This is a genomic window from Gordonia sp. NPDC003425 (assembly GCF_053588635.1).
Window position 1 is genome coordinate 13,212 of the sequence record NZ_JBSFQI010000001.1, and the last position, 17,429, is coordinate 30,640.

Here is a 17,429-nt window from a genome sequence, read left to right on the forward strand (position 1 = left end):
CACGGATAGGTTCGTGGTGTAGGTCCCACCGCCGGCACAGGGAGCACCGATGGACGTTGCAGCGCTGACCACCGCCGAACAAGCACGCCTGACCAGTGGCCGCGACTTCTGGACCACCAAACCCGAGGGTGGTCTGGCGTCGATCATGATGACCGATGGACCGCACGGGCTACGCAAACAGGAGGGCGCCGCCGATGCACTCGGCATCGGGGCCAGTGTGCCGGCCACCTGCTTCCCACCCGCCGTCGGCCTGGCACAGACGTGGGACCCCGACCTCGCCCGCCGCATCGGCGCCGCGATCGCAGCGGAGGCGATCGCCGCGGAGGTGTCGGTGGTCCTCGGCCCGGGGATCAATCTGAAACGCTCACCCCTCGGTGGCCGCAACTTCGAGTACTTCTCCGAGGACCCGATCCTCACCGCGCAGCTGGCCGCCGCATGGATCGACGGACTCCAGAAACTCGGCGTGGGTTCCTCGCTCAAGCACTTCGCCGCCAACAATCAGGAAACCGACCGGATGCGGGTGAGCGCCGACATCGACGAACGCACCCTGCACGAGCTCTACCTGCGAGCTTTCCGGCGCGTCGTCAAAGACAGTCAACCGTGGACGGTGATGTGCTCCTACAACCGCATCAACGGCGTACACACCTCCGAGGACCGGGAACTGCTCACCTCGATCCTGCGCGACGATTGGGGATTCGACGGCGTGGTGATCAGCGACTGGGGCGCGGTGGTGGATCGGACGCGGTCGGTGGCCGCGGGCCTCGACCTGATGATGCCGTTCGGCGGTGACGGCGTCGACGCCGCGGTGGCCGACGCCGTGGAATCCGGCGATCTCGACCCCGACGCCCTGCGCATCAGCGCCGAGCGCGTGGCACTGCTGGTGGCGCGGGCCACCGAGCCGGGACCGTCGCCCATCACCGTGGACGCGCAGGCCCATCACGACCTGGCCCGGGAGGCCGCGTCGGCGGCGATCGTGCTGCTACGCAACGACGCCGACCTGCTCCCGCTCGACACGACGAGTCGGCTCGCGGTCATCGGGCAACTCGCGGCCACACCGCGCTACCAGGGCGGCGGATCGTCCCACGTCAATGCCACCCGGGTGGACATCCCGCTCAACGAGATCAGCTCCCGCGCCGACTCGGTGACCTTCAGTGCCGGATACACGATTCCCGGATCCGACGCCGCGCCTGCCGGGGACCTGCACGCGCAGGCCGTGGCGGCTGCCGCCGACGCCGACACCGCGGTCCTGTTCCTGGGGCTGGCCGACGGGCAGGAGTCCGAGGGTTTCGATCGCGCCGACATGGAGCTTCCCGCCGACCAACTCGCACTCGCCGAGGCCGTGGTGGCGGCCAACCCGCGAACGGTGATCGTGCTGTCCCACGGCGGTGCGGTACGGGTGGCGCCGCTGACCGCACCCGCCCTGCTCGACGCGGCACTGCTCGGACAGGCCGGCGGATCGGCCCTGGCCGATGTCCTGTTCGGAGTGGTCAACCCGTCCGGCAGGCTCGCCGAGACGCTGCCACTACGAATCGAGGACACACCGGCGTACCTGTCGTTTCCCGGCGAGCAGCGGCACGTGCGCTACGGCGAGGGTCTGTTCATCGGCTACCGCTGGTTTGATGCCCGCGACATGGAGGTGTCCTACCCCTTCGGACATGGGCTCTCGTACACCACGTTCGACTACCGCGACTTGTCGGTGCGGGTGACCGACGAGGGACTCGCGGTGGAGGTGACCGTGGCCAATACCGGTGACCGCGACGGGCGCGAGGTGGTGCAGGTCTATGTGGGACACGACGATTCGTCGATGGTGCGCGTGCCGCGCGAACTCAAAGGGTTTTCCGCTGTGACGGTGGCCGCCGGCGCACAGCAGCGAGTGCGCATCGACATCCGCCGGGATGACCTGTGCTACTGGGATATTCGCGCGCATCGCTTCGTGGTGGAGGGCGGCTCCTACCTGATCGGGGTCGGCGCATCGAGCCGCGACATCCGTCTGACGGCGACCGTTGCGGTGCCCGGTGACGAGGTACGGGCGCCACTGACCCTGGAGTCGACGGTTGCCGAGGTGATGGCCGATCCCGCGGGTAGTGCGGCGTTGTCGTCGATCGTGGAGGGCATGTTCGGCGGCCCCGACAGCGGTGATGCGCTCGGCATGGACATGGCCAAGGTCGTCGGGTCGGTTCCGTTGAGCCGCATCGTGACCTTCTCCGGCGGGCAACTCACCGCCGACATGCTCAAAGCTGCTCTGGACAGCGCGAACTCGACGGAATGATCGCATCGGAAGCGCTCAACCCAGGTGCGCCTGGGCTCCCGAGTTCTGCTTGTCCATCCGTTCCAGCCGCCCCTCGGTCATCGACGCGATCTGGTCGACCACCACCCGCAACCGCGCGGCGTCGTCTTGCGCGGCAAGCCAACTCGGCACGAACACCGGGTCCAGACCGCCGGGGGCAGCCGCCATCAGCCAGTCCGCGACCCGTTGGATGCGTTCACGCTGCCGGGCCTGATGCGCCTTGTGCCGGGCATTGGAGAAGATGAATCTCAATGCCAGCGTCTTGAGGATCGCCACCTCGGCGGCGACCAGCGGCGACACCGTCAGGTCGGCGTCGTAGCGCGAGATGGATCGTCCGCCCACCACCTCGCGGGTGCCCGTGATCGCCGCCGACGCGAAGCGTCCGATGAGTTCGCTGGTGAGGCGTTTGAGTTTCACCGACGCGTCGAGGCTGCCGTCGAACACGCCGACGGCACGCACGATGTCCATCTGCGACAGTCGCTGGGCGGCGTCGATCAACGGTTCGGGTTCGAGTTCGGGGAATTCGGTCACCCCGATCTGCGCGAGCGTGCGCTGGTCGTCGGGGTCGGCGAGCGAGCGCAGATCGATGCGGTTGGCGATCACCCCGTCCTCGAGATCGTGCACGGAGTACGCGACGTCGTCGGACCAGTCCATCACCTGCGCCTCGATACACTGACGGTCGCCCGGCGCGTCACGCCGAACCCAGCGCAGCGCAGCGGCGTCGTCGTCGTAGGCGCCGAACTTCTTCGCCGGTGGCCGTGCCAGCCACGGATACTTCAGGGTCGCGTCCAGCGACGCCCTGGTCAGGTTCAATCCGGCCGACCGGCCCTGCTCGTCGAGGAGCTTGGGTTCCAGCCGGGTGAGGATGCGCAGGTTCTGCGCGTTGCCCTCGAAGCCGCCGATATCGGCGGCCACCTCGTCGAGGGCCCGTTCGCCGTTGTGTCCGTAGGGCGGATGGCCGATGTCATGGGCGAGGCCCGCGAGCTCCACCAGATCGGGTTCGCAGCCCAGACCGATGGCGATACCCCGCCCGATCTGACCCACTTCCAGCGAATGGGTGAGCCGGGTCCGTGGGGTGTCACCCTCACGCGGACCGACCACCTGGGTTTTGTCGGCGAGCCGACGCAACGCAGCCGAATGCAGCACGCGCGCACGGTCGCGGGCGTACTCGCTGCGGTGGTCGGTGCGGGTGCCGGGCAGGCTGGCGATCTTGGGGCCCTCGGCCACGATCCGCTCGACGGCCTCGGACCCGTAATCCGCGGTCGGCGGAATCCCGGAACGCCCAGTGAGCGGGGTACTAGTCAAGCACCCATCCCCGGGACACCGCGAGGTCGATGATGCGCTGCCGGATGGCGAGAATCTGCGCGGCGGTGAGATCGTCGGACGAGTCGAGGAGAAGTTCGGTGATCTCCTCGGCGAACGCCGACGATTCCTGCGATCCGCCATGCCCCCGCGACCGGCGACCACGGTCGGGGCTGTGCGAACGGCCGTGATGATCGTGGCTGTCGCGCCGATGCGGCCGCGCCGGCGCAGCCTCGTCGGCCGGGGCCTCCTCGGTGACCGCCACGTTGACCGCCTTGGCGCCGCGATCGGTCTCCTCGATGTCAAAGGACACCTTCGCGCCGGGCTTCAGCGACTGCTCGTCGATGTCGATGTCGTTGATGTGCAAGAAGACATCGGCACCCCCGGATTCGGGTGCCAGAAATCCGAATCCCCTATTCGCGTCGTAATGCACGACTTTCCCGCTGACAGCCACGACTCCAACTCGCTCTCCTCGCCGCGGACGCTGCAACCCCGTGTCACAAGCGCGCGGCAAACTCACCCAATTGTGACAGACCTTCGCAGGTCAGGCCCAATCGAGACGACGGGGCACCCGGCGTCAGGCACCGAGCAGCCGCGCTCCCAGATACTCGGCGACCTTGTCGAGCGCCACCCGCTCCTGACCCATCGTGTCGCGCTCACGCACGGTGACCGCCTGGTCGTCGAGGGTGTCGAAGTCGACGGTGACACAGAATGGCGTACCCACCTCGTCCTGGCGGCGATACCGCTTGCCGATTCCCTGCGCGTCGTCGAAATCGACGTTCCAGTACTTGCGCAACTCGGCGGCCAGATCCCGCGCCTTGGGCGAGAGCTTCTCGTTGCGTGACAGCGGCAACACCGCGACCTTCACCGGCGCCAGCCGGCGATCGAGACGGAGCACCGTACGAGTGTCGATGCCGCCCTTGGCGTTCGGTACCTCCTCGTCGGTGAGCGCGTCACATAGGAACGCCATCACCGACCGGGTGAGGCCTGCTGCGGGCTCGATCACGTACGGGGTGTACCGCTCGCCGGAGGCCTGGTCGAAGAACGACAGATCCTCACCGGAGGCCTTCGAATGCGTCGACAGGTCGAAGTCGGTGCGATTGGCCACGCCCTCGAGTTCACCCCACGGGTTGCCGGCGAAACCAAACTTGTACTCCACGTCGACGGTTCGCTTGGAGTAATGCGACAGCTTCTCTTTGGGATGCTCGTAGAGGCGCAGGTTCTCCGGGTCGATGCCGAGGTCGACATACCAGTTGAAGCGCTGATCGATCCAGTACTGATGCCACTGTTCGTCGTCGCCGGGCTTGACGAAGAACTCCATCTCCATCTGCTCGAACTCGCGGGTGCGGAAGATGAAGTTGCCCGGGGTGATCTCGTTGCGGAAGCTCTTACCGATCTGGGCGATGCCGAACGGCGGCTTCTTGCGTGACGTCGTCATCACGTTCTTGAAGTTCACGAAGATGCCCTGGGCGGTCTCCGGGCGCAGGTAGTGCATGCCCTCCTCGTCGTCGACCGGACCGAGGAAGGTCTTCATCAGACCGCTGAACGCCTTGGGTTCGGTCCATTTTCCGGGCTGACCGGTCTCGGGATCGTTGATGTCGGCCATCCCGTTCTCCGGTGGATGGCCGTGCTTGATCTCGTAGGCCTCGAGGAGGTGATCGGCCCGGTAGCGCTTGTGGGTGTAGAGCGATTCCACGAGCGGGTCGGTGAACACCTCCACGTGACCGGAGGCCTCCCAGACCTGGCGCGGCAGGATCACCGACGAGTCGAGACCCACCACGTCGTCGCGCGAGGTGACCATGGTCCGCCACCACTGGCGTTTGATGTTCTCCTTGAGTTCCACGCCCAGCGGACCGTAATCCCACGCCGAGCGCGTCCCGCCGTAGATCTCGCCACTGGGGTAGACCAGACCCCGCCGCTTGGCGAGGTTGACGACGGCTTCGACTTTGGACGGGGCGGCTGCCACGATGAATCGCTCTCCACAACGTTGGGACTTCGGTCAGGTACGTCGGCTGAGGTGCGAACCGACAACCCTTACAGGGTAGCCGCCGCGGCGGGAGCCCCCGCAGTCCACTCCAAATGACAACGAATTCCCATAAGATGGGTTCGTGGAACCCGACCGACCGTGCACCTACCAAGGCGGGCGCGACGACGCCGCGGCCCGTGCCGCAGCCGGTGATCTGCTGCGCGCGCTGGCCTCCCCCACCCGCATCGCCATCGTGCTGCACCTACAGGACGGCGCGAAGTGCGTGCATGAGCTCGTCGGCCTGCTTGAGCTCAGCCAACCGCTGGTCAGCCAGCACCTGCGGGTCCTCAAGGACGCCGGTGTGGTTCGTGGTCACCGCAGCGGACGCGAGATCGTGTACGAACTCGCAGACGATCACCTCGCACACATCGTGACCGACGCACTCACGCACGCCACGGAAGCTCACACCGAGACGCGGGCTCCTGCGGACACGGGGGCCGACTCGAGGACGGCGAGACACGCATGAAAACCGGGACCGGCCCAACGGCCACCGGCGAGCGGGCCGGGCCGACGACAGGGGTGCGCTCCACCCGCCAGCGCGCCGCCATCGCCGACGCGCTCGCCGCCAGCGACGATTTCCTGTCGGCGCAGGAACTCCACGACCGGCTCAAGGCGCGCGGCGAGTCGATCGGGCTGACCACCGTCTACCGGAATCTGCAGGCGCTGAGCCGGTCCGGGCAGATCGACGTGCTCTGGGACGGCTCCGGGGAGATGCGCTACCGAAACTGTTCGTCGGGACACCATCACCATCTGGTGTGCCGGGTGTGCGGCACCACCGTCGAGGTGCAGGCCCAACCGGTGGAGCGCTGGGCGGCGCGGATTGCCGCCGACCACGGATTCACCGAGATCAACCACACCGTCGAGGTCTTCGGCGTCTGTGCCGACTGCCGAACGGCTGCCGGCGACTGATCGGCGCTCGCCGTTCAGCGCCCCACCAATCGGTGGGCGATGTCGGCCCCGGCCATCAGCACGATGTGCAGCACCGTGAGCAGCGCAACATCGTCGAGGACGCCGAGCGGAAACGTGTAGTACTGCAGCACATCGGTGGTCACACCCACCGGGTCGGACCGGCGCAGGCTGCCGAAACTCAACCCGGCGTCGAGTTGCTCGACATCGTCGCGCAGTGCGTCGGTGTTCGGCAGGTCGAGTGCGACGAGCTGGGTGACCGACACGACGACGAGCCCCTCACCGAGCTCGACGAGCCGCACCGATGCCCGGGTGGCATCGACCTGGACCACCACCGAGTCCGTATCGGGTTCGGACACCTCGCCGACCTCGGTGAGCAAGGACGCCACCCGACGCAGATCGTCCTGCGCCCCATCCGAATTCGTCCCTGGAATCATCGGCACGTCACTTCGGGTCGATGACGCCGCCGAAACGTCGGTCGCGGGAAGCGTATTCGACGCACGCGTCCCACAGGTCGCGGCGGTCGAAATCGGGAAAGAGTTTCGACTGATACACCATCTCGGCGTAGGCCGATTGCCACAGCAGAAAATTCGAGATCCGCTGCTCACCCGAGGGACGCAGGAACAGATCGACGTCGGGCATGTCGGGTTCGTCGAGGTACCTGGCGAAGGTGGATTCGGTAACCCGCTCGGGGTCGATCTCCCCGGCCGCGGCGCGACGCGCGATCTCTCGTGCGGCGTCGGCGATTTCGGCGCGGCCACCGTAGTTCACGCACATGGTGAGCGTCATCACCGTGTTGTCCTTGGTCATCTCCTCGGCGATCTCGAGTTCCTTGATGACGCTGCGCCACAGTCGGGGCCTGCGCCCCGCCCAGCGCACCCGAACGCCCATCTCGTTCATCTCGTCGCGGCGGCGCCGGATGACGTCCCTGTTGAATCCCATCAGGAAGCGGACCTCGTCGGGGCTTCGCGACCAGTTCTCGGTGGAGAACGCATACGCCGACAACCAGCCCACGCCGAGTTCGATGCAGCCGCACACGGTGTCCATGAGCACCGCCTCGCCGCGCTTGTGTCCCTCCGTGCGCGGAAGTCCACGGTCGGTGGCCCATCGACCGTTGCCGTCCATCACCAGGGCGACGTGCCGGGGAACGAGTTCGGGCGGCAACTGCGGCGGGGTTGCTCCGCTGGGATGCGGATCGGGTGACCGAACCGCGCGGGGACGTCCCTGCTGTGCGGCATCCGCGCCTCGGGCGCCCCGTGCCGCGGCACGCGACCGTAGCGCCATCACCGCACTCCTCTCACGCCGTCTCGACCAGCCTATGGGGGCTGGTGCGTTCGATGAGCGGCAGGGTCCGTAACTGTCGTTCGAGATGCCACTGCAGGTGGGCGGCGACGAGTCCGGTGGCCTGACGACGCTGCGACTGCGTCGAGGCCGCCGTGTGATCCCACTGACCGCGGAACAGCGCGTCCATCAGATCGAGCACGCCCGGCGAGGGGGTGGCCGCTCCCGGCGGGCGGCAGTGCAGGCACACCGCTCCACCTGCGGCGACGTGGAAGGCGCGGTGCGGACCCGGCTGAGCACACCGGGCGCATTCCTCCAGTGCAGGCATCCAGCCCGCACAGTGCATCGCCCGCAGCAGGAACGCGTCGAGGATCAGTTCACCGGGCCGTCGGTCGTCGGCCAGTGCCTCCAGCGCCCCCACGGTGAGGCGGTGCAATTGCCGTGCGGGTGCGCGTTCTTCACCGGCGAGACGTTCGGCCGTCTCCAGCACCGCGCATGCGGTGGTGTAACGGCCGTAGTCGGCGACGATGGCGTCGGCGAAGGCGTGCAAGGTGTGCACCTGGGTGACCACGTCGAGATTGCGCCCCGGATAGAGGTGCACGTCGATGTGGGCAAACGGCTCAAGCCGCGCACCGAACTTCGACCTGGTGCGGCGCACCCCTTTGGCGACCGCACGCACCAACCCGTGATCGGCGGTGAGCAGCGTGATGATGCGGTCGGCCTCACCCAGCTTGTGCTGCCGCAGCACCACCGCCTCGTCCCGGTAAAACCTCACCGCAACATTCTTCCACCGCACCCCGACAGCACCCGGCTACGACATGCGTCCCCGTCGGGCATGCGGTCTACTCGGGCCGGTCCGCGAAGCGATCGGCGCGTGCGGCCTCGACCCCTGCCACATGCTCGGGCGCCGGAGTGGTGATCGTCGGCAGCGAGCCCTCCCCGCCCTCGACGAGTTTCGACAGCCGGGGTGGCAGCGTCATACCGCCGGGAAAACGATGCCATCCCTTGTGGTCGTAGATCTTGGTGCCACCCCAACCGAGCAGGAGGCCCACCACCAGCCCGATGACGGTCTGGATCACCGACTGCCCCAGCCCCGAATACCAGTCGGCATCGAAGTACAGGATGGCCCGAGACCCCAGATAGACGAGGTGCATCGGTTCGAAGGCGGCGATCCACGCGAACAGGCGCGGGCTGGCCTCCAACGGGACGGTGCCGCCCGAGGACGGCAGTCCGAGGATCACGAAGAACACCAGATTCAGGATCAGGCCCGGGTTGCCGAACACCGCCATCATCGACGCCGCCGACACACCGACCGCGAAGATGACCAGCGTCGAGAACATCCACAGCGTGAATGCGTTGGGCAACGATGTGCCCACGGCCGTGCACACCGCGATGTAAAGCGCCGACTGCACGAACGCGACCAGCGCCATGATCACCCACTTCGCGGCCAGGGTGCCCCACCGTGAGATGGCCAACCGCATCCGCAACTGGTAGAACGGGCCGAACTCGATGGGGGTCTGCCCGAGCGCGGCGTCGACCACGATGCTCACCATCATGGCTCCGGTGAAGCCGGCCAGCACCAACAGCAGCGTGTAGTAGAACGCCGACAACCCGTTGGCCGACCCCTTCGGCAGCGGGGTGGGTTCGATGGTCCGCACACTGACCGGCTCCGACAACGCCAGTTGCGCGGCCCCGGAGAACGGGACGTTCGCGGCAGCCAACTGGTCTCGTACCGAGTCGGTGAGCTGCTTGCCGACCTGCTCGTTGACCTGCGTGGTCACTTCACTGGCGAAGGTGGTGGTGACCGCGGACGCGAAGGTGCCCGAGCCGCGGTTGATGTAGACATCGATGGGCATGCGACCGGGTTTTGCCTGCAAGACCGTCGACTTGCCCAGGGCGATGGCACGATTGGTGAAGCTTGGGTCGATGAGCACCACTCCGTAGACCTTGCCCGAGTTGAGGTCGTCCAAGGCGGTGGTGCGGTCGGTGGGCCGGACCGAGATACCACTCTTGGCGGCGGTGGCCACGATGCCGTCGGCCACCTGCTGTCCGTAGTTCTGCTTGGTGGTGGTGCCGTCTGCGTTGGGCACCTCACCGCCGACGTCCTGATTGACGATGGCGACGGGAAAGTCGTGCAGATTTCCCTCCGGATCGGCGATCGCCCCCATGTACAGCGCCGCCATGAACGACATGATGGCGGTGACGAGAAGCAGCGGCAGCAACCAGAACTTCGGTGTGCCGAGCACCTCGGAGATCGTCGCGACCGCCTGTTGTTCTGGTTCGTCCCGCTCCGTTTCGGCCGACGGTGCGACGTCGGGGACGGGCGCGCCGCTCTCGTGTTTTCCCACCCGATTCGATCCTCTCGTCAGAATCCCATGCGGCCCAACTGTTTCGGATCACGCTGCCAGTCTTTGGCCACCTTCACGTGCAGATCCAGGTAGACCTTGACCCCCAGCAGCCGTTCGATCTGGGCGCGTGCGACGGTGCCCACCTCTTTGAGGCGGGCACCCTTGTGCCCGATGATGATGCCCTTCTGGCTGTCGCGCTCGACGTAGAGGATCGCGTGCACGTCGACCATCGGTGGCGAGTCGGGGGGACGGTCCTCGCGGGGGATCACCTCCTCGATCACCACGGCCAGTGAGTGCGGCAGTTCGTCGTGCACTCCCTCGAGAGCGGCCTCGCGGATGTATTCGGCCATGAGGACCTGTTCGGGTTCGTCGGTGAGTTCCCCGTCGGGATAGAACGCGGGGCCCGGTTCCATCAGCGACACCAGCACGTCGGTGAGCACGTCGAGTTGTTTGCCGGACTTCGCCGACACGGGTACCACCTCACACCCGTCGCCGAGCAGCGCGCTCAGCGCCAGCAGCTGTGCGGCCACCCGATCGGGGGTCACCCGGTCGATCTTGGTGACCACTCCGAGAACCGTTGTGCGCGGGGCCATCTCCTTGACCTGGGAAACGATCCAGCGGTCACCGGGGCCGATGGTCTCGTCGGCGGGCACGCAGATCCCCACCACGTCCACCTCGGAGTACGTGTCCCGCACCAGGTCGTTGAGGCGCTGCCCCAGCAGGGTGCGCGGCCGGTGCAGGCCGGGAGTGTCGACGATCACCAACTGCGCGTCGGGACGATTGACGATGCCGCGGATCGTGTGCCGGGTGGTCTGCGGCCGATTCGACGTGATCGCGATCTTCTCGCCTACCAGCGCGTTGGTCAGCGTCGACTTGCCGGTGTTGGGGCGCCCGACGAAACAGACGAATCCTGAACGGAACTCCGCCGTCATCACGAGCTCACACGGTTCACGACGGCGCCTGCCACATCGGTGATCACCAGGTAGGCATCCGAGCTGATCTCGGTGAGCGTGGCCACACCGGGATCGGTGGCGTCGCCGCCGACGATCACCGCGGCCTCGAAGCCCGACGCCCCGCTCGAGAGCGCAGCGGCCACCGCGACCTGCAGCGCCGAGAGCACCAGGGTTGCCGTGTCCACGTCGGCGCCGGCGTAGGTGCGGCCGTCCGAGTCGCGCACCGCCGCGCCCGAACGTGATTCGGCGCGCGCCCGCGCACCCTTGGCGAGGACGACCAGCTTGCGATCCTCGTCGTCGAGCGTCTGTGTCATCCCTGTTTCCTGGTCATCCCTGATTCGCGACCGTCATCGCCGATCCTTGCCACCGCTGCGGGCCGGGACCGACCTGTGGTGTCCCGAACCATCAGGCCCCGAGTATTCCGCATCCGAGTCGCGATCCGCGCCCGCCCCTCGCTCGCGGCGGGTCGGCCGGTCGTCGTCATCGTGCGAATCGTCGGAGTCGAGCCTGCTGACCAGCACCGTGCTGATCCGCTGGCGGCCCTGCCGGTTCGGTCCGCCCTCGGCGATCAGTTGCAGACCGTGCGAGGTGACCGACGCGCCGGGCAACGGCACACGGCCCAGTTCCAGGCCCACGAGTCCGCCGACGGTCTCCACTTCGTCGTCGTCGATGTCGATGTCGAAGAGTTCACCGAGATCCTCCACCGGCAGCCGCGCCGACACCCGATAGCGGCCGTCGCCGAGTTCCTCGACCGGCGCCACCTCGTCGGTGTCGTATTCGTCGGTGATCTCGCCGACGATCTCCTCCAGCACATCCTCGATGGTGACCAGACCGGCGATACCGCCGTATTCGTCGACGAGCAGCGCCATGTGGTTGCGGGTGCGCTGCATGTCCGCGAGTACGCGGTCGAGGGGTTTGGAGTCCGGGATGAACTCGGCGGGACGAATCAGCTCACTCAGCCGGATCGAGGCGAGACCGTCGGCCGTGGCCGCCCGTTCCGCGAGATCCTTCAGATAGACCACGCCCAAGATGTCGTCGGGGTTCTCCCCGATCACCGGGATACGTGAATGCCCGGACCGCAATGCCAGATTCATCGCCTGCGAGGCGTTCTTGTCCGATTCGATCCACACCATCTCGGTGCGCGGCACCATCACCTCCCGCGCGTTGGTGTCGCCGAGATCGAAGACCGACTGGATCATTCGGCGTTCGTCGGCGGCGACCACACCGCTGGCCTCGGCCAGGTCGACCACCTCGCGTAGCTCGACCTCCGTGGCGAAGGGCCCGTTGCGATACCCCTTGCCCGGGGTGAGCGCGTTACCGATGAGGATCAGCAGGCGCGTGACCGGTGTGAGCAACACACCCACCGCCTGAAGTACCGCCGCCGCGGCGAGCGCGATGCTGTAGGCGTGCTGGCGGCCGAGGGTGCGTGGCCCGACGCCCGCAGCAACATAGGAGAGCCCGGTCATCCCGAGGATGGCGGCAGCCAGCCCCCAGCCGACTCCCCACTCGTCGACGGCGACGACCGACACCAACGCAACCGCCGCGGTCTCACAACCGACACGCAGGAACACTGCGAGACCCACATAGGTGGCCCGGGAGTCGAGAACCGACATCAGGCGCCGGGCCCCGGCACGCTGTTCCTTCGCCATCTCCTCGACCCTGGCGATCGATACCGTCGACACGGCGGTGTCGACGGCGGCGAACACGCCTGCGGCGGCGAGCAGCAGTGCGGCCAGGATGAGGAACCACACGTCGGTGGGCACGGTCAGGTGCCTCCGGAGGTGCCGGGGTCCCCGCCACCGGGCGGGGTGTTCAACTCGGTGAATCCGATGTTGCTCAGCAGGCGCGAGTCACGCTGGGACTGTCGACGATCCTGCGCATCGCGATGACGTTGCGCGTAGAAATCCTCCAGGATGCGATTCTGCAGGCCGAACATCTCCTTCTCCTCGTCGGGTTCGGCGTGGTCGTAACCGAGCAGATGCAGCACCCCGTGGATGGTGAGCATCGCGAGTTCGTGGTCGAAGGACCGCCGCGCGTCCTTCGCCTGGCGGGCCGCGAACTCCGGGCACAGCACGATGTCGCCGAGAATGGCCGGACCGGGATCGGCGGCGTCGGGACGGCCCCCGGGCACCAGTTCGTCCATCGGGAAGCTCATCACGTCGGTGGGGCCGGGCAGATCCATCCACTGCATGTGCATGTCGGCCATGGTCTGTTCGTCGACGAGTAGCAACGACAGTTCGGCGGCCGGGTTGACGTCCATGGCGATCACCGCGAACCGCGCCGCGTCGATGATCAGCTCCGCAGGTGCGTCGACGCCGGATTCATTGGCCAGTTCGATGCTCATGAGCGCCTGGCCTGAGTCGCGGCGCGGCGTGCCGCGCGATTCCCCGAGATCTGGTCGGCGTCACGCAACCGGCCCGGCCCGCGATTGGCCTCCTCGGCGCGGCCGTAGGCGTCGACGATGTCGGCGACCAGCCGGTGCCGTACCACGTCGGCGCTGGTGAGATGGGCGAAGTGGATGTCGTCGACACCCTCGAGAATCTTTGTGGCCGAACGCAAACCACTCTGCGCACCGCCGGGCAGATCCACCTGGGTGACGTCGCCGGTGACCACGATCTGCGAGCCGAAACCCAGGCGCGTGAGGAACATCTTCATCTGCTCACCCGTCGTGTTCTGGGCTTCGTCGAGGATGATGAAAGCGTCATTCAACGTACGTCCGCGCATGTATGCCAGCGGTGCCACCTCGATGACGCCCGCGGCCATCAGCTTGGGGATCGACTCCGGATCGATCATGTCGTGCAGCGCGTCGTACAGCGGCCGCAGGTAGGGGTCGATCTTCTCGCTCAGCGTGCCGGGCAGGAATCCGAGCCGCTCGCCCGCCTCCACCGCCGGGCGGGTCAGGATGATGCGGTTGACCGCTTTGGCCTGCAACGCCTGCACGGCCTTGGCCATCGCCAGGTAGGTCTTTCCGGTGCCGGCCGGACCGAGCCCGAACACGATGGTGTGGTTGTCGATCGCCTCGACGTATCGTTTCTGGTTCAGCGTTTTGGGCCGGATGGTCTTGCCGCGTCGCGAGATGATGTCCAGCGACAACACCTCTGCCGGGGATTCGCCGGAATCCTGCGACAGCATCGACACGCTGTGGCGCACCAGGTCGGGGGTGAGCGGGGTGCCCCGTCCCACCAGGTCGACGAGCTCGGCGATCACCCGCTCCGAGGCCGCGACGTCGGCCGACGCGCCGGTGAGGGTGACCTGATTGCCGCGGACGTGAATCGACGCGGGCAGAAGCTGCTCGAGCGTGCGCAGGTTGACGTCGCTGGCGCCGAGCAGACCGAATACCACCTCGGGAGAGATTTCCACGTTGGCGGTGACCACAGGTCTGCCCCCGGAGGTTCCGCTGGTCTGCGCGTTCACGTCGGGGGTGGGATCACTCACGTATGCAATCACTCCTGCAGGTCTGGGGTCTCGGACGGTGCCCGCTGAAAACGGGTGCCCGCTGAAGACGAGTGTATCGCTCCCCAACGGCCGATCAGCAGGCAATATTCCGTCGCGAATGGTCGCGGACCCGCGGATGTCACAGACCGAGCACGCGTAGGGTCTGCCTGTTGCAGACGCTGCGGGGGTCGACGAAGGCGTCGTGCCCCTCGTCGGGGACGACGATCAGTTCCGCGGACTGACCGCGGGCCGCCACCGTCTGCACGTAGCGCCGGCTCACGTCCACCGGGATCGCGGTGTCGAGACCACCGTGGATCGCCACGACATGGGCGTCGAACCGCGGCTGCTCGATCGGCGAGGCATCCCGGTAGCGCTGGGGCATATCGGGGTATGCGCCGCCCATCAGCGCGTACACCGACTCCCTGCCGGTGCGCCCCGCGGCGACGAGGTCGAGAGCGGCGGACTGGGCTACCACCGTGGAGATCCGGGTGGTGGCAGTGCGCGCCCCGAGCCGAGCGGTGGCCCACACCGCGAGCTGCCCACCCGCGGAATGCCCGACCACGGCCACCGACGACCAGTCGACCGCGGCGGCGGCATGTGGGTCGAGCGCCTCGCGCACCGGGCCGTCGAGTGCCTCGATGGCGGCGACGACGTCGCGCCCCGTGGCGGGCCATCCCCCACCGGGTTCGCCCACGCGGCGGTACTCGACGTTCCAGACCAATGCACCTCGTTCGGCGTACTGGCGGGCGATCGCCGACTCGATGGTGAGGCCGAATTCGGTGGTCCAGTACCCGCCGTGGACGAGCACCACCGGACGGATGCGTTCGGGCCGGTCGGCGACGTCGGCGGCGAGGTAGAGATGGCCGAACTGAGATGGCTCGGAGCCGTAGACGAGCTTGCTGCGGTGAACGGCGCAGCGCTTCACCACGAGATTCTCACCGCGCCCACCGCTGCGTCAGCACCCCGATCGCGCCGAGCGCGACCGCGCCGGCCGCCGACGTCCGCAACACCTCGGGCCCCAGCACCACCGAGTGCGCGCCCAGCGCGGTGAGGTCGGCGATCTCGCTGTCGTCGAGTCCACCCTCCGGTCCGACGACGAGGACGATGGCGGTGGCGTCGGCCAGCGGCAGGGTCCGCAGCGACACCGCACCGTGCTCGTGCAGGACGGCAACGACACCACCGGTCGCCGACACCTCGGCGCACCGCGTCCTCACCTCGGTGGTGCCTGCCAGATCGGCGATCTCGGGTATCCAGGGCCGACGGCTCTGTTTGGCTGCGGCCGACGCGGCGGCACGCCACTTGGCCACACCCTTGTCGGCTTTGCCGGTCCACCGCGCGACGCAGCGCGCAGCCTGCCACGGCACGATGGCATCGACCCCCGCCTCGGTGGCCAGATCCACCGCGAGTTCGGACCGCTCCGCCTTGGGCAGCGCCTGCACCAGCGTCACCGTCGGACGCGGCCGATCGACGAAGCGATATTCATGGGCTCGCGCGACGAGGGTGTCCTTGGCGGTGATCGATACCACCTCACACACCGCGATCGATCCCCTGCCGTCTCCGACGGCGAGGTTTTCCCCCACCGACAGTCGGGTCACGGTGACCGCGTGGCGGCCTTCCGCCCCGCGCAAGACGATGTCGGCACCGACAGCCGGTACCTCGTCGACCCAGAACAGCGGCGGGCTCACAAACGGTCGATTCTCTCGTCGGCGCCCGGTTCAGCGCCCGGCGAAAGCGTTGCGTAGACGCGAGAACAGCCCTCCGGGTGCGGCGGCCGCGCTGGCGGTCACCAGATCGATCTGCTCACCGGAACCGGCACGATAGTTGCGCAGCGCCTCGGACTGCGCGGCGTCGAGTTTCGTCGGCACGTGCACGTCGAGGTGGACGTGCAGTGTGCCGCGGACCCCGCTGTTGACGTGGGGCATGCCCTGACCGCGCACCTTGACCACCTGACCCGGCTGCGTCCCGGGAGCGATCGCCACCGTGGTGGAGTCACCCAGGATGGTCGGCACGTCGAACTCGGCTCCCAGAGCGGCGTCGGCCATCGGGACCCGCAACGTGCAGTGCAGATCGTCCTTGTCGCGGATGAAGACATCGTGGGGACGCTCGGTGACCTCGACATACAGGTCACCGGCCGGGCCGCCACCCATGCCCACCTCGCCCTGACCGGCCAGGCGGACACGCATTCCGCTCTCGATTCCGGCCGGAATGCGCACGGTCATGGTGCGGCGTGACCGAACCCGGCCGTCGCCGCCACACTTGCGGCACGGATCGGGGATCACCTCGCCGGTGCCGTGACAGGTGGGGCACTCGCGCACCGTCATCACCTGTCCGAGAATCGATCGCTGCACCGCCTGGATCTCGCCCGCACCCTTGCAGATGTCGCAGGTCACCGGCTTGGAGTCACCATTGGTGCCCGATCCGTGGCAGACGTCGCAGAGGATCGCCGTGTCGACGGTGATCTCCTTGTTGACACCGGCGGCGCATTCCTCGAGGTCGAGTTCGACCGCGACCAGAGCGGGCTCACCGGGCTGGACCCGACCCCGGGGACCGCGGCCGCCGCCGAAGCCACCGCCGCCGAACCCGCTGCCCGAGCCGAAGAACGCCTCGAACACGTCGCCGAGCCCGCCGCCGGCGAAGCCGCCGAAACCGCCGGCACCGGGACCGGCGAGCGGGTCGCCGCCCGCATCGACGATGCGCCGCTTCTCCGGGTCGCTGAGCACCTCGTAGGCGGTGGTGACCTCTTTGAAGCGGTCCTCTTCGCTCGGATTCACATCGGGATGCAGTTCACGCGCCTTCTTGCGGTACGCACGCTTGATCTCCTGGTCGCTGGCACCTTTTGCCACACCGAGGATTCCGTAGTAGTCAGTTGCCACGCTTGTCTTGGTCCTCTT

Annotated in this window: 18 protein-coding genes; 3 read left to right on the forward strand and 15 right to left on the reverse strand. The window is 67.6% G+C overall.

Features of this window, described 5'->3' with window-relative positions; genetic code table 11:
- Nucleotides 1–49 precede the first annotated feature (49 nt).
- Complete coding sequence (locus ACWDTD_RS00065) at nucleotides 50–2,269, forward strand: glycoside hydrolase family 3 C-terminal domain-containing protein (RefSeq protein ID WP_449745019.1); 2,220 nt, start codon at nucleotides 50–52, stop codon at nucleotides 2,267–2,269.
- Nucleotides 2,270–2,284: 15 nt separating this feature from the next.
- On the opposite strand, the gene ACWDTD_RS00070 is transcribed toward ACWDTD_RS00065, so the two are convergent.
- The 3 genes from ACWDTD_RS00070 to ACWDTD_RS00080 form a co-directional block, all read right to left on the reverse strand.
- Nucleotides 2,285–3,592, reverse strand: a complete 1,308-nt coding sequence (locus ACWDTD_RS00070; RefSeq protein WP_449745020.1) for a deoxyguanosinetriphosphate triphosphohydrolase — start codon at nucleotides 3,590–3,592, stop codon at nucleotides 2,285–2,287.
- Nucleotides 3,585–4,043 carry a cold-shock protein gene (locus tag ACWDTD_RS00075; protein ID WP_449745021.1) on the reverse strand — a complete coding sequence of 153 codons (459 nt, stop codon included), beginning with the start codon at nucleotides 4,041–4,043 and terminating at the stop codon, nucleotides 3,585–3,587. Before ACWDTD_RS00075 ends, ACWDTD_RS00070 begins: the two co-directional genes overlap by 8 nt.
- 123 nt (nucleotides 4,044–4,166) lie before the next feature.
- Complete coding sequence (locus tag ACWDTD_RS00080) at nucleotides 4,167–5,555, reverse strand: glycine--tRNA ligase (RefSeq protein ID WP_449745022.1); 1,389 nt, start codon at nucleotides 5,553–5,555, stop codon at nucleotides 4,167–4,169.
- A 142-nt stretch (nucleotides 5,556–5,697) separates the two neighbouring features.
- Between ACWDTD_RS00080 and ACWDTD_RS00085 the strand changes: the two genes are divergently transcribed.
- A complete protein-coding gene (locus tag ACWDTD_RS00085; RefSeq protein ID WP_449745023.1) occupies nucleotides 5,698–6,081 on the forward strand; it encodes an ArsR/SmtB family transcription factor in 384 nt (127 codons plus the stop codon).
- On the forward strand, nucleotides 6,078–6,524 hold the full coding sequence (locus ACWDTD_RS00090) for a Fur family transcriptional regulator (RefSeq protein ID WP_449745024.1): 447 nt from the start codon (nucleotides 6,078–6,080) through the stop codon (nucleotides 6,522–6,524). Before ACWDTD_RS00085 ends, ACWDTD_RS00090 begins: the two co-directional genes overlap by 4 nt.
- Nucleotides 6,525–6,538: 14 nt before the next feature.
- On the opposite strand, the gene ACWDTD_RS00095 is transcribed toward ACWDTD_RS00090, so the two are convergent.
- The 12 genes from ACWDTD_RS00095 to dnaJ all read right to left on the reverse strand — a co-directional run bounded on the left by ACWDTD_RS00095 (nucleotide 6,539) and on the right by dnaJ (nucleotide 17,411).
- Nucleotides 6,539–6,958: a hypothetical protein gene (locus ACWDTD_RS00095; protein WP_449745025.1), complete on the reverse strand. Its 420-nt coding sequence runs from the start codon at nucleotides 6,956–6,958 to the stop codon at nucleotides 6,539–6,541.
- Nucleotides 6,959–6,965: 7 nt separating this feature from the next.
- A complete protein-coding gene (locus ACWDTD_RS00100; RefSeq protein WP_449745026.1) occupies nucleotides 6,966–7,805 on the reverse strand; it encodes an isoprenyl transferase in 840 nt (279 codons plus the stop codon).
- Between the two features lie 13 nt (nucleotides 7,806–7,818).
- A complete protein-coding gene (gene recO / locus ACWDTD_RS00105; protein ID WP_449745027.1) occupies nucleotides 7,819–8,577 on the reverse strand; it encodes a DNA repair protein RecO in 759 nt (252 codons plus the stop codon).
- A gap of 67 nt (nucleotides 8,578–8,644) precedes the next feature.
- On the reverse strand, nucleotides 8,645–10,150 hold the full coding sequence (locus ACWDTD_RS00110; protein ID WP_449745028.1) for a YhgE/Pip domain-containing protein: 1,506 nt from the start codon (nucleotides 10,148–10,150) through the stop codon (nucleotides 8,645–8,647).
- 17 nt (nucleotides 10,151–10,167) lie between these two features.
- The gene (gene era / locus ACWDTD_RS00115; RefSeq protein ID WP_449745029.1) at nucleotides 10,168–11,082 is read right to left on the reverse strand and encodes a GTPase Era; all 915 of its coding nucleotides are present in this window, start codon (nucleotides 11,080–11,082) and stop codon (nucleotides 10,168–10,170) included.
- A complete protein-coding gene (locus tag ACWDTD_RS00120; RefSeq protein ID WP_449745030.1) occupies nucleotides 11,082–11,417 on the reverse strand; it encodes a cytidine deaminase in 336 nt (111 codons plus the stop codon). Before ACWDTD_RS00120 ends, era begins: the two co-directional genes overlap by 1 nt.
- A 33-nt stretch (nucleotides 11,418–11,450) precedes the next feature.
- The gene (locus tag ACWDTD_RS00125) at nucleotides 11,451–12,872 is read right to left on the reverse strand and encodes a hemolysin family protein (protein WP_449745461.1); all 1,422 of its coding nucleotides are present in this window, start codon (nucleotides 12,870–12,872) and stop codon (nucleotides 11,451–11,453) included.
- Nucleotides 12,869–13,447 carry an rRNA maturation RNase YbeY gene (gene ybeY, locus ACWDTD_RS00130; RefSeq protein WP_449745031.1) on the reverse strand — a complete coding sequence of 193 codons (579 nt, stop codon included), beginning with the start codon at nucleotides 13,445–13,447 and terminating at the stop codon, nucleotides 12,869–12,871. The genes ACWDTD_RS00125 and ybeY overlap by 4 nt, the downstream gene beginning before the upstream one ends.
- Entirely contained in the window at nucleotides 13,444–14,538 is a 1,095-nt protein-coding gene (locus tag ACWDTD_RS00135) for a PhoH family protein (RefSeq protein WP_449745032.1), read from the reverse strand. The genes ybeY and ACWDTD_RS00135 overlap by 4 nt, the downstream gene beginning before the upstream one ends.
- 139 nt (nucleotides 14,539–14,677) lie before the next feature.
- The gene (locus tag ACWDTD_RS00140) at nucleotides 14,678–15,466 is read right to left on the reverse strand and encodes an alpha/beta hydrolase family protein (protein WP_449745033.1); all 789 of its coding nucleotides are present in this window, start codon (nucleotides 15,464–15,466) and stop codon (nucleotides 14,678–14,680) included.
- 7 nt (nucleotides 15,467–15,473) lie between these two features.
- Entirely contained in the window at nucleotides 15,474–16,223 is a 750-nt protein-coding gene (locus tag ACWDTD_RS00145) for a 16S rRNA (uracil(1498)-N(3))-methyltransferase (RefSeq protein WP_449745034.1), read from the reverse strand.
- Nucleotides 16,224–16,253: 30 nt separating this feature from the next.
- The gene (gene dnaJ, locus ACWDTD_RS00150; protein ID WP_449745035.1) at nucleotides 16,254–17,411 is read right to left on the reverse strand and encodes a molecular chaperone DnaJ; all 1,158 of its coding nucleotides are present in this window, start codon (nucleotides 17,409–17,411) and stop codon (nucleotides 16,254–16,256) included.
- Nucleotides 17,412–17,429: the final 18 nt, after the last annotated feature.

What these genes read in the sequence shown, in the direction of transcription:
- ACWDTD_RS00065 (WP_449745019.1), top strand. Translation starts at nt 50, where the DNA reads ATGGACGTTGCAGCGCTGACCACCGCCGAACAAGCACGCCTGACCAGT.
- era (WP_449745029.1), bottom strand. Translation starts at nt 11,082, where the DNA reads ATGACGGCGGAGTTCCGTTCAGGATTCGTCTGTTTCGTCGGGCGCCCC.
- ACWDTD_RS00120 (WP_449745030.1), bottom strand. Translation starts at nt 11,417, where the DNA reads ATGACACAGACGCTCGACGACGAGGATCGCAAGCTGGTCGTCCTCGCC.
- ACWDTD_RS00090 (WP_449745024.1), top strand. Translation starts at nt 6,078, where the DNA reads ATGAAAACCGGGACCGGCCCAACGGCCACCGGCGAGCGGGCCGGGCCG.
- ACWDTD_RS00100 (WP_449745026.1), bottom strand. Translation starts at nt 7,805, where the DNA reads ATGGCGCTACGGTCGCGTGCCGCGGCACGGGGCGCCCGAGGCGCGGAT.
- ACWDTD_RS00095 (WP_449745025.1), bottom strand. Translation starts at nt 6,958, where the DNA reads ATGATTCCAGGGACGAATTCGGATGGGGCGCAGGACGATCTGCGTCGG.
- ybeY (WP_449745031.1), bottom strand. Translation starts at nt 13,447, where the DNA reads ATGAGCATCGAACTGGCCAATGAATCCGGCGTCGACGCACCTGCGGAG.